Source organism: Leptothoe sp. PORK10 BA2, from assembly GCF_034932105.1.
GTDB lineage: Bacteria > Cyanobacteriota > Cyanobacteriia > Phormidesmidales > Phormidesmidaceae > Leptothoe.
This window is the reverse complement of sequence record NZ_JAYGIG010000037.1, coordinates 17,510-29,277: the sequence shown is the minus strand read 5'-3', so window position 1 is coordinate 29,277 and position 11,768 is coordinate 17,510. Positions and strand designations below refer to the sequence as shown.

11 protein-coding genes are annotated in these 11,768 nt (G+C 51.0%); 6 read left to right on the top strand and 5 right to left on the bottom strand.

What is annotated here, in order from left to right; all coding sequences use genetic code 11:
- Window positions 1–112: 112 nt before the first annotated feature.
- Entirely contained in the window at window positions 113–463 is a 351-nt protein-coding gene (locus VB741_RS10690; protein WP_323365161.1) for an ABA4-like family protein, read from the top strand.
- A gap of 147 nt (window positions 464–610) precedes the next feature.
- Here VB741_RS10690 and VB741_RS10685 read toward each other — a convergent pair whose 3' ends face one another.
- Both VB741_RS10685 and mutS read right to left on the bottom strand, forming a co-directional pair.
- Window positions 611–1,195, bottom strand: a complete 585-nt coding sequence (locus VB741_RS10685) for a DUF6940 family protein (protein ID WP_323365160.1) — start codon at window positions 1,193–1,195, stop codon at window positions 611–613.
- Between the two features lie 589 nt (window positions 1,196–1,784).
- Window positions 1,785–4,526: a DNA mismatch repair protein MutS gene (mutS, locus tag VB741_RS10680; RefSeq protein ID WP_323365159.1), complete on the bottom strand. Its 2,742-nt coding sequence runs from the start codon at window positions 4,524–4,526 to the stop codon at window positions 1,785–1,787.
- Between the two features lie 258 nt (window positions 4,527–4,784).
- Here mutS and VB741_RS10675 point away from each other — a divergent pair, with 258 nt between their 5' ends.
- The 3 genes from VB741_RS10675 (at window position 4,785) to VB741_RS10665 (ending at window position 8,518) form a co-directional block, all read left to right on the top strand.
- On the top strand, window positions 4,785–5,330 hold the full coding sequence (locus VB741_RS10675) for an EF-hand domain-containing protein (protein ID WP_323365158.1): 546 nt from the start codon (window positions 4,785–4,787) through the stop codon (window positions 5,328–5,330).
- A 134-nt stretch (window positions 5,331–5,464) separates the two neighbouring features.
- Window positions 5,465–6,334 carry an RMD1 family protein gene (locus VB741_RS10670; protein WP_323365157.1) on the top strand — a complete coding sequence of 290 codons (870 nt, stop codon included), beginning with the start codon at window positions 5,465–5,467 and terminating at the stop codon, window positions 6,332–6,334.
- Window positions 6,335–6,484: 150 nt separating this feature from the next.
- Window positions 6,485–8,518 carry an alpha/beta hydrolase gene (locus VB741_RS10665; RefSeq protein WP_323365156.1) on the top strand — a complete coding sequence of 678 codons (2,034 nt, stop codon included), beginning with the start codon at window positions 6,485–6,487 and terminating at the stop codon, window positions 8,516–8,518.
- An 84-nt stretch (window positions 8,519–8,602) separates the two neighbouring features.
- On the opposite strand, the gene VB741_RS10660 is transcribed toward VB741_RS10665, so the two are convergent.
- The 3 genes from VB741_RS10660 to VB741_RS10650 all read right to left on the bottom strand — a co-directional run bounded on the left by VB741_RS10660 (window position 8,603) and on the right by VB741_RS10650 (window position 10,166).
- Complete coding sequence (locus VB741_RS10660) at window positions 8,603–8,938, bottom strand: hypothetical protein (protein ID WP_323365155.1); 336 nt, start codon at window positions 8,936–8,938, stop codon at window positions 8,603–8,605.
- Between the two features lie 174 nt (window positions 8,939–9,112).
- Entirely contained in the window at window positions 9,113–9,673 is a 561-nt protein-coding gene (locus VB741_RS10655) for an FKBP-type peptidyl-prolyl cis-trans isomerase (protein WP_323365154.1), read from the bottom strand.
- 169 nt (window positions 9,674–9,842) lie between these two features.
- Complete coding sequence (locus tag VB741_RS10650; RefSeq protein ID WP_323365153.1) at window positions 9,843–10,166, bottom strand: phasin family protein; 324 nt, start codon at window positions 10,164–10,166, stop codon at window positions 9,843–9,845.
- Window positions 10,167–10,321: 155 nt separating this feature from the next.
- On the opposite strand from VB741_RS10650, the gene VB741_RS10645 reads away from it, so the two are divergent.
- Together VB741_RS10645 and VB741_RS10640 are read left to right on the top strand one after the other, a co-directional pair.
- Window positions 10,322–10,741, top strand: a complete 420-nt coding sequence (locus VB741_RS10645; RefSeq protein WP_323365152.1) for a TIGR03792 family protein — start codon at window positions 10,322–10,324, stop codon at window positions 10,739–10,741.
- 68 nt (window positions 10,742–10,809) lie between these two features.
- Window positions 10,810–11,154 (top strand): zinc ribbon domain-containing protein, encoded by a 345-nt coding sequence (locus VB741_RS10640; RefSeq protein ID WP_323365151.1) that lies wholly within the window; start codon window positions 10,810–10,812, stop codon window positions 11,152–11,154.
- The last annotated feature ends 614 nt before the right edge of the window (window positions 11,155–11,768 follow it).

The window sequence follows — 11,768 nt, the reverse complement described above, 5'->3', positions numbered from 1 at the left end:
CGTTACCGCCTCGACGCTCACGGCGGCGGCCTAATTCCTCCTAAGCTGATGATACCCTCATATGCTCACCTTCAAGAAGTTGAAAGCTTCTGTATCAACTGATACGATTTGAATTTATAATTGCTGGGCGTCCTATATTCCGTTTGTGGTATTGGCTGCGCTCTATGTCTATTGTTTTGTGGCTAGCCTAGACCCTGACAAACTAGAAGGCTTTGCCAATCCGACCTTAGCCATTCTGGCTGATCTCTTTTCCGATGAAAAGGTGATGACCACCGGCTGGGTTCACTTTTTGGTGATGGATCTCTTTGTGGGGCGTTGGATTTATTGGCAGGGTCAGGAGCAACAACTCTTTACCCGCCATTCTCTCGCGTTGTGTTTATTTGCTGGTCCTATGGGGTTACTGTCCCATGTGGTAACGGTGTGGGTGACGCCCCTATTCAAAAAGTCAGCGGAAGTAGTCTAGATGTTTTCGCTGAGGGACGTATCTACTACGGTCAGTTCATTGAGCTGTAATCGATCGATTGGCTGATATGAGAAAATATTGGGTGCGGGGTTGAAAGCTGGCTTGAGTGTAAAGACGCTGGTTCCGCTGGGTTGGCCTACCAGCCAACTATTCGCTGATTGTGCGATAAGGACCGTGGTGATAATACTTGGGATAATCATCCAGCCGCACATGGAGCCAAGCTACACCATCTCCAGCTGTACTCAGCCAAATGGCTGTAGACCCTAGACGTTTGGCCATAGCATGACCAACAGCTTTCCATAGCTCATGTTGTTGATTGTTTGGGGCATGCCTGATAAACGCTCCTAGATGGCCGTAATCCTTGTGAGAACTATGGGGGCAGGGGACGACCAGAATGGCATCCTGGCCCAGATTGGAAAATATGACAACAGACTGATCTACTTGAAAATACTGTGCAAAAGTCTTGTGATCGGGGGGTCTGGCTAAACCTGGGCTAGGGAGAATGACGCACTCAAAGGGACGACTCACAGTAGTGGTCGTGATGGCTGGCGTCTCCCATCGAAACGCTGTAAATGGTACAGCGGCGAGGAGTGCCATAAAGAACTCACGAAAGTCCCTATCTGTTTGCCACCCATGGATTACAGCTGCATAGGAGAGGGGGACTGAGTCTTGGGTCAGGGTAATGCTCAGGCCTTGACCGTTTGGTAATTGCTGCTGCTGTGCGCTCCACATGGTAAAGCTCTATCTCCGACTAATGGCTGATTTGAAGGACGCTTATCCTGGGATGCTTGGGTGGTCATGTAGAAGTCAGTAGTACTAGCGATAGGAATCATACGTCACTCGCTTACCAACATTTCACACTTTAAGTGAGGAAATTAAGCACATTTACCCGACCGCTCATCACAGGAAGCTAGGCATTATGACAGTACAGACACTTTATTTCCTTTATTGCATCTGAGCGCAGCAGTTATATGGTTGTTAGTCGAAAGCTAGAAAAGTCACCAGAAAGTATTTTGAAGCAGGTTTGGGATACGCACAAACTAACGCGTAAAGATCATGTTAGGTTGTCATCTTTTCTGCTCTCTATTGTGGAGTTAACCCCTAAACAGCGTGAACAGGTGCATCATATTTTTGATGAGCTGAGTATGGGAAAAATTCAGCTGGTTGATCAGCTGTAGCCAAGATTTTGTCGGAGATGCGGCGACGTTGAATGCAACGTCGCCGCATTTTTATTGCTTACGATTGATGGATGTTGAACGGGAGCTGACCGGGTGATTCTGAATCGGTCTCACCAATGTGACCAAACTGATCAAAGGTTTGGCTATCCAAAGATGTTGAGCTGTGATTCGGGGTCAGCTTCAGTGGCTTTGGGGGTTGTAGCTGCTTGTTTAGGGGAATTCCCTTTACGTAGACCAACCGCAATTTTACTGTGCTTTTCAATTTGACCCATGACTTGCTGTGCCCGTTTGATCACGCTGGGGGGTAAGCCAGCTAAACGACCCGCTTCGATACCGTAGGAACGATCAGCACCGCCAGGTTGCACTTGATGTAGAAAAATGATCTGATCGGGCATTTCTTTGACGGTGACCTGAAAGTTGGCCACATTTTCCAGAAGTGATGCTAGTTCGTTGAGTTCGTGATAGTGGGTGGCAAAAATGGTACGGGCACGGATGTCATTGGCCAGGTGTTCTGCCACGGCCCAGGCGATGGAGAGTCCGTCAAAGGTGGCGGTGCCGCGACCGATTTCGTCTAGGAGGACGAGGGATTGGGGGGTGGCGTGGTTGAGAATATTGGCGGTTTCGTTCATTTCTACCATGAAGGTGGATTGACCGGTGGCGAGGTCGTCTACGGCGCCAACGCGGGTAAAGATGCGATCGCACACCCCCAATACCGCACTCCTGGCCGGTACAAAGCTTCCCACCTGGGCCATCAGCTGGATCAAGCCGACCTGGCGCAGGTAGCAGCTTTTGCCGCTGGCATTGGGCCCTGTCAGAATAATCAGATCCGGTGTGGCTGTCTCTGTCTGCTGGCTCGACTTTTTGCCTGTTTTGCCCGTCCTGCTGCCCACGGCGGGTTCACCATACCCCAGACCGGTGGAGTTGGGGACAAAAAAGCCTGCCGGTAACGACTGCTCCACCACCGGATGCCGACCGGCCTCAATGGCCAGGGTCCGTCCCGTTGCCACCATCTCTGGTCGACAGTAGCCTTGGTAGATGGCCACCTCCGCTAGACCACTGAGCACATCCGCCGCCGCCACATTGACCGCTACTTTACGAATCAACTCCGCATAGGTGCCTACCTCTTCCCGCAGACCGAGAAAAATCTCATACTCGATTTGGTTGATCTCATCTTTGGCATTGAGAATGCGGGCTTCCCGCTCTTTTAGCTCGGGGGTGATGTAGCGCTCTTCGTTGGTGAGGGTTTGTTTGCGAATGTAGTCCTGAGGGACCTGGCTGCTTTTCGCCCGCGAGATGCTGATGTAGTAGCCAAAGGCCTTGTTAAATCCCACCTTGAGGCTAGCAACACCGCTGCGTTCTCGCTCGCTCACCTCTAAGCTGGCAATCCACCGCTGGTCACTGCTCACCTGGTCTCGCAATCCGTCTAGGTGGGCGTTGACCCCTTCTCGAATCAGACCGCCATCGGTGAGGTACAGGGGGGGACTTTCCACCAGGTGCGCCCGGAGTTTTTGTCCCAACTGCTCTAGCTCGGGGGGGACCTCTTGCAGCTTAATTAAATAGGGCGACTGGGCATGGGCCATCAGGGCGGCCAGATCTGGTAGTTTTTCAAAGGACTCCGCCATGGCCACCAGGTCGCGACCGTTGGCGGTGCCCGAACCCGCTCGCCCCGCTAGGCGCTCCAGGTCGTAGATTTGCTTGAGGATCAGCTGCAGTTGCTGGCGCAGGGTGCCGTTATCCACCAGTTCGGTGATGGTTTCCTGGCGAGATTGAATTTTATCCACCCGGAGCAGGGGCTGGAGCAACCAGCGCCGCAGGGCCCGACTGCCCATGGCGGTGGTGGTTTTGTCTAAGGACCAGAGGAGCGATCCGTGGAAGATGCCATCCCTAGCGGTTTGGGTGATTTCTAGGTTGCGTCGGGTCTGGTTGTCAATGACGAGAAATTCGGTGGTGGCGTAGGTGGATAGGGGCTGTAGCGGAGCAAGGCTCTCTTTTTGGGTGTCTTCGAGATAGTTCAACAGGCCCCCTGCGGCCCTGACAGCCAAGGGTAAATGGTCGCAGCCAAACCCTTCTAGGGAGCGGATGCGATAGCTTTGGAGCAGCCGCTGTTTGGCTTCGGCATGGGTAAAGGGGGTTTGGGACCGAAAGGTATAACAAAACTGGGTGGGCAGGCCTTTGGGTAAGTTGTCGGAGGTTTCTCCTGGTCGCAACAAGGCCCCCAGGTCCGGTGCATTGCTGGGTACCAGCACCTCGGCGGGCTGCAGCCGCAGTAACTCCTGGGCAAGCTGATCGATGGCGCTGCCCTGGGTGGTAAAAAATTCTCCTGTGGACACATCGGCATGGGCCAGCCCCCAGTGTTTGTCGGCAATCACGAGGGCGGCTAAAAAGTTGTTGCGCTTAGCGGTGAGCATTCCCTCTTCGAGAATGGTGCCGGGGGTAATGACGCGGGTGACCTCTCGCTTAACGAGGCCCTGGGCCTGGGCCGGATCTTCCACCTGATCGCAGATGGCGATGGCAAATCCTTTTTCCACCAGCAGGGCACAATAGCGGTCTAGGGCATGGTGGGGAATCCCTGCTAGGGGTACTTTGCCGATGGCCTTGCCGGAATCTTTGCTGGTGAGCACCAGTTCTAACTCGCGAGCAATTGCGATCGCATCTTGAAAAAACGTCTCAAAAAAGTCCCCCACCCGGTACATCACCAGGGCATAGGGATAAGCATCCTTCACCTCCGCGTAGTGACGCATCATGGGGGTGAGGTCTTCCCGATTCACATCGCGATAGTCGGTGTACCGTACCGTATGCTTCAGCAACCGTTCTGGAATACCGATATCCTGTGCCGGTTGGGCAGACCGTTCTGTGTCAGGGGCCGTGGCTTTAGATGCAGTCATAGGGTACTTGAGCCGTTGGGACGCTGAGTTAATTTTATGATCCTCCTCCAAGTCCAATCGCTAAGATATCCAGGAAAATCCCTGGCAACGCCGGGGCTGTTTGAGGGGCTGATTCAGAGGCTGAATTGATGGCTGAAAAGTTTGCCAGGGAAGGATTTTGTCGATTAAATCAGAGTTCGGCTCAGCAACCCTAATCCAACCAAGGGCAACAAAAGGGGGTTCACCGTTTAGAATCATCTGACCTATGCCTGCGTGCCGATGCTAACGGATATTCAAACACGTAAATTAACCAAACTCTTTCGGCTCTACGATGCCAATGGGGATGGTGTGCTGGTGCAGCAGGATTTTCTGACCATAGCGGCCCGCCTCGCCGAGCTACGACAGGGGTTACACGCTTCCCCCCATTACGACCAAATTTTGGCCCATCTCAAGGAGGACTGGGTGTGTTTGTGTGAGGCGGCGGATCAAAACCATGATGGCCACATTACTTTAGATGAATGGCTCCTGTACTATGGCCAGCTGCTGAATGACATCAAACAATATGTCGGTCGGGTCATTGCCCTGGTAACGCTGCTGTTTGATGCCTTTGATCAAGATGATGACGGCTACATTAGTGAGCAGGAATGGATGGGGCTGCTCGCCATATTTAATGTGCTACCGATCTATGCTTCGTCCATTTTTGTGAACCTGGATCTGAATCAAGATGGTTTATTGAACCAAGATGAGGTGCTTACCTTGATCCATGATTTTTTCTATATCAATGAGCCTTCTGCGCCCGCTAATTTTATGTTTGGCCCCTATTAAAGCAAGTGTTTTTCCGGGCCAATTTGGAATTTTGAGGTTTAGGGGTATGGGGGACCCGGTTTAAACATCGGCGTTGAGGATCCTCTAACCAGACTTATCATAGGGTTTTATCTCTTTAAACGTTTGGCCCTTGTATGGTTTCCCTAAGTACGTCAGCTGCTGATTTGAAGGCGTCCCAAAGTAATGATTCGTTACCTCAGCTATCGCCAGTGCCCTTGGGATGGTCACCAGATGGCCGGGTGGTAGTGCGGGCTCATTTATTGGGTGAACGGCTGATTCTCAAGACATTGGAGACGACGGAATCCCTATCGACGAATCCGTTGATTGTGCGGGCTGGGGTGTCTGGCTGTGCGGTGCTGCTGCGCTACGGAGTGGTGGTGGTGTTTAATTTGACTAGGCTAGAAGAAACAAGCTATTTGGCTTCGCTCCAGTCCTGGATTAAGGAACCTTCCTCTGAGGATGTTTGTGAGGAGTTGCTCTTAGCCTTTCACCCCACGGCCAAGGAACGGCTCGAGAAATCGACCCTGTGGTTGAAGGACTGCAGTGCTGAGCGCTTGCAGATTGTGGCGGAAGCCTTGGCGAAAAGTGTAGTGCTGGATTATTACGAGCAGGAAGTATTTAGCCTGTTTGAGCAAATTAAGCCCTTTACCACTGCGATTCAAAATCCTAAGCAGCGACCACCCCAGCAAAAGGAACTGCTGCGCTACATCGGTGGCATCCTACTGATCCAGCAAAAGATGCTGGGAATTGTGGAAGTGGGGGATAAGCCTGACCCAATTTGGGATTTCCCCGACCTGAACCGCCTTTATTTGCGGTTGGAGGATGAATATGAGCTGCGGGAGCGGTTGCTGATTCTAGAGCAAAAACTTACCTTGATTTCCCGTAGTGTTGAAACTGCCCTGGGCATTTTGCAGCAGGGCAGTAGCCATCGGGTGGAATGGTACGTCGTGATTTTAATTGTGGTGGAAATTTTGCTGTCGATCTACGAAATTTTGCTGCAGTAAGGTCGTTCACTTCCGAGTCGGGATAATCCTGACGATGGGAGTAACCCGATAGAGCGCTACGGAATACATCAAATGTACTTTGTAGCTTACATTGATTGTCCCGGCTCATCTTGGTGGTTAGCCGGGTAGCTATCCTGTCAGGGGGACACCATGGCAAATAAACCGCTACCGGTGATTTTGAGGAAGTTTGTTTTTCGAGACACGTTGTTGCCTCACGACGTTCCATACTTAGACCAAGACATTGATCGCGGTCAAGACTCGGCCGCGGTTAGGTTAATCAAAATTGGGTCTGCTGCCTCGCAGACTTTGAAGCCTGAGAATCAAGGTAAGATTCCGGGCTACTTTGTCATGAGTACGGCCCCTCCGAATGTTGAGGAGACGAAGGAACTGCAGGAATCGGAATGGCAGGATGCGGCCCAGGGGGTACAGGAAATTGCCCGACATCTTTACGATATATGCCATCAATCTGGAGAGGACATCCCTAATGCGGAGCTGATGATTGCTGTGCATGGGTACAACAGTAGTCGTAGCTCTGTGCGAGATTGGTATAAGACTATTTTTCAATATATTAACCGTCATGATCCGGCCATTCCTGGCCACGGGAATCAGGTGTTTATTGGCTATCGCTGGCCCTCTGAAAGCATTGAGGTCCAGCGGCTAGGGGAAGCGCTACGCTCTTTGCCTCCCTTGCCGCGAGATCTGATGTTGACGGGGTGGTTCGGGGCGTTGTTTTTAATCTTTTTTGAGCTGACAACGTTTCGGGATACGGTGGCGGGGGTTGCGATCGCATTCCTCCTCACCCTACTTTTGGGCCTATCCACCATCATTGCTACCCTGATTATCCTGCGCATGGTGGTGTACTTCCGCGATCTCTATCGCGCCCAAAATTTTGGTGTCTTGGATCTGGTCGAATTACTCCGACAGATTGACCGGGCTATGGTGAATCTAAAAGCAGATGAGTTAAATCAGCAACAAACCCATGGAGACGAGCCTTGTCCAGATCAGGAGAACCCCTGCGACGAAGCGACAAAAATCTGGCAACAAGCCCAACGTAAAATAAAACTCTCTTTTCTGGGCCATAGTATGGGGGGCTTTGTCGTTACCAACGTGGTACGAATTCTCTCCGATGTGTTCGATTCACGCTCCATCGATCATCAGCCCCCGGTGGATGTGGGGTCTGTGTTTCAGCTAGAGCGATTGATTCTGACGTCTCCCGATATTCCCATCCTGACCATTGTTTCTAGCCGCACAAATTTCCTATCGTCATCGTTACGACGGTTTGCCGAGTCATACCTGTTTAGTAATGAAGGCGATCTGGCCCTGCGAGTGGCCTCAGCCACAGCCAACTATTTTGCCTTTCCCAGTAGTAGCCAAGAAATGGGCTATCGCCTGGGCAACGTTGCCCTCAAGTCCAGCCATGGAGATCCCAGGGACTACGGCATTATCAACCTATCTGAACTAGATGGGCATTTTCTATATGACGGTTCCTCCATCGCAGAGGCCGTTGCCCGTAATCCGTCTCAGGCGATGGATCATTTATTTCTCACCTATAACAGGTTTCGGTCGTCGGGATACAACACGTTGGCCAAACTGTGGCAAAAACGTATTGTGGCTAGCCAACCCGATTTTGAAAACAATCCTACAGAACAAAAGCAATCCATCATGACGATTGCCGATCTCTTTACTTATTTTGATTGCACCGATTATAAAGACGTGACATGGTCTCTGCAGGGACAGTCTGACCTTAAACCCAAGGGATTACTCACCCGTGCCAATCGCAAAAAAGCATTGGGATGGTGGGATTATTTTTGGCTGATGGTCGATGGAATGTTGGGCAAACGAGATGTCCATGGGGGCTATTTTCAGGGGAAGTTTACCCAAGAAATGATCTATCGCATCGCATTTTTAGGGTTTACGGGGTACCTCAAAACCTTAGATGATGATCCGACCATGGCTTTTGATGCCCATGTGGCGTTGAGTAAACTCCACATGCGATGCCAAGAGTTGGGCATTCAGAGTTTTCTCTCGCCAATTCGATATCGGGTAAATATCCAAGGACAGAATATTTCTGATAATAAGCAGGAACTGCTGGAGGTGATTGATCAAGAGTCTACCGAAATTTTACAGTCGGACAAAATGATGGCGATTTTAAAAAATGAAGGGTTTGAAGTGATTGAAAAATAGAGATATGGGAGACGTCTGACCGACATAAACCCAAACTAAACCCCAGCCAAAGCCAGGGCCAAACTAGTACTTTTTGGGAGTTTACTAGCGTCCAGTAGCAAAAAGCCGATACCCAAAAGCCATTGATCCGGTGGCAACAAAAAACTGCCAAAGGCTAGTGGGGTTCAAAATAGCGCGACTGCTGATGAAAATGCAGAGAATCCCACCAGCAACGAAAATCCATCCTAGCTGCTTCATGTCGCCAAGAGGCATAAACACTAGGAGGCAAGTGCCCGCACATAGTAAAAAGATGGAGGCATCGGCAGCAATCCCGCGCCAAAAGTAAGGGCTAACGTTAGTGGTAAAGAATATATTCCGCCCTAGAAAATAAATTCCCAGCAGCATCAGACTTAAACCAACAAGCTGAACTATCAATCTCATAGCTAGTAATGTCTACGTTGTTGAATCTATGGTGATGCCCATATAACTATACGGTGAAGTTCATAAAACTATGCGGCGGCCAGTAATAGAGGGAGAGGCTGTTGCAACGCAAAAAGCGTTACGTTCCTATGGAACGTAACGCTTGCAATGGATTTAATGGGCTTAATGCAGGGGTTAACCGCCGATCCGAATCAGTTCCACGTCAAAGATGAGGGTGGAGTTGGGGGGAATGACGCCGCCTGCACCCCGAGCACCGTAGCCCAGGTCAGGAGGAATAACCAGCTTACGCCGACCGCCCACACGCATGGTGGAAACGCCTTCATCCCAGCCTTTAATCACCTGGCCGACGCCGATGGTAAAGGAAAAGGGACGGTTGCGATCGCGACTACTATCAAACTTCTCTCCATTTTCCAGAGTACCTGTGTAATGCACAGTAACCGTCTGGCCTTGGGTGGGCAAGGCTCCAGTCCCCACCTCTAGGTCTTCATAGGAGAGGCCACTGTCCGTGGTGGTCATGTTTTCGTCCATGTCGGTAGTCGGTGCCTCGTCAGTAGTGTCCTTGGGTAGTAGGTCAGACGCTGTCTGAGCCAATAGCGTAGATTGAACAGTTGCGGTTGGATTCATCATATCTGTGGTCAAATTGCTTGCGACAGCTTCACTGCCCCTAAGCTGAGTGGTCAGTGCCACGACACAGCAAATGGTGAAAACCCCCAGACTAATAAAAACTTCTTTCACGATTCTATCTCCCAGTGCAATAGCGCAAGCGCTGATGCATCAGCTCGCAACCTGCATCCAAATTGTACGTTACGATTCGTAAAAACTAGCCTAGATACAGGTCAGATTTACGGTCGATCTAGCCATTTACTCGATCGTTGCTGATGCTGGGCTAGTGCTACCCAACAGTTCAGCGCCACTGTTTATTTTCTAGATCCCGCAGCTGGCGTTCTAAACGGTCCAAGCGACCCCGTAATTCGTCCATTTCCGCCTGCCTGGGGACGCCCAAGTCTTGCATGATGTTGCGAATTTGCCGCTGTAGCTGCTCGTCAATGGTCGCCTGATCGATGTTGAACTGTGCCATAAAGTCATCAACAAACCCCTTAGCCTGTTCAGGATTTAGCTTGCCATCTTTCACCCAATCTTCGCTCACCTGTCGCAGCTGCTCCGCCACCAGGGAGGTGGTGCCAATGCCCAACATTAAAAGCTGCCGGAATAAATTGGATGAGTCCATAACTTGCTCTGAGGGTTGAATTGCGAGACGACTGAACCAAATTCCCATAAAAACCTTCAGGCTTCCTCGACAAAAGCTAGGATTCTAGAGATGAATTCGGTTTATATGAAATTATTCTGGCAAACTATTGACGTAATCGACGGGCGGTTAACCGTATGAGGCAAAGACTTCTGTGGGGGATGGTTGCTTTCTGTCTGGCCCTCCTCTGTCTGGTCTTCTTCTGGACCAGCAGTCCCGTAAGTGCCGCAGCAACCCTTAATCCTTCCCAGCCTGCCATGGTGATTGAATGGCTAAAATTTAGGGTAGACCCTACCCAGCGTGACCGTTATCTAGAGATCGACGACGAAATTTGGACAGCGGCCCTCAAGACATATCCTGGGTTTCTAGACAAAACCACCTGGCTTGACCCCAACCATGACGATGAAGTCATTTTGGTCATCACTTGGGCCACCCGTGAGCAATGGAAATCCATTCCTGAAGCGGAGCTAGATCAAATTAATCAGCGTTTCGATGCCACCCTAGGATTTGATTATGACTTCCTCGAATCCAAGGAATTTAACGTGCCGAGCCGATAAATGTGCGAGGGGCTTAGGGTGGACCAGGTTGATACAGGTTGATATATCAGTCGCGATTCTAAACGAACATGCCCAGCTGTCCTCGGTGCCACCAGTCCATATCGGCTACTGCAGTTACCTGTGCTAACTGTGGTCTAGAACTCAAAGCCCACGGACATCCAGGGATTGAGCTCCATCGTGCCCAGGGCGATACCTATCTTTGTGATAGCTGTAGCTACCATCAAGACGATACCTGCACCTTTCCCCAGCGTCCCTTAGCGACTACCTGCACCCTCTACCAAGATGTCCAGGCAGCACAGCAACGTCCCCTAAGGGCTGCCGAGATTTATACGATTCCTTGGTGGCGGAAACATTCTGGCTGGTTATTAGTGGCTATGCTGATTGGCCTCAGCGTCTTACTCGTAATCATGTAGGGAAGGGAGTTTAACGAGGGCCTGCCGGGATTCGTAGGCATGCCATCACGCATGTGACTAACCTCAACATCAGCGAAGCGGACAAAGTTGCGGGTTCGTGGAGTGATCCAAAACTTAAAACGGGCCTGACGGGATTCGTAGGCATGGCGTCACGAATGTGACTACCCTCAACGTCAGCGAAGCGGACAAAGTTGCGGGTTCGTGGAGTGATCCAAAACTTAAAACGGGCCTGACGGGATTCGTAGGCGTGCCGTCACGGATGTGACTACCCTCAACGTCAGCGAAGCGGACAAAGTTGCGGGTTCGTGGAGTGATTCAAAACTTAAAACGGGCCTGACGGGATTCGTAGGCATGCCATCACGCATGTGACTAACCTCAACATCAGCGAAGCGGACAAAGCTGTGGGTTCGTGGAGTGATTCAAAACTTAAAACGGGCCTGACGGGATTCGTAGGCATGGCGTCACGGATGTGACTACCCTCAACGTCAGCGAAGCGGACAAAGTTGCGGGTTCGTGGAGTGATCCAAAACTTAAAACGGGCCTGACGGGATTCGTAGGCGTGCCGTCACGAATGTGACTACCCTCAACGTCAGCGAAGCGGACAAAGTTGCGGG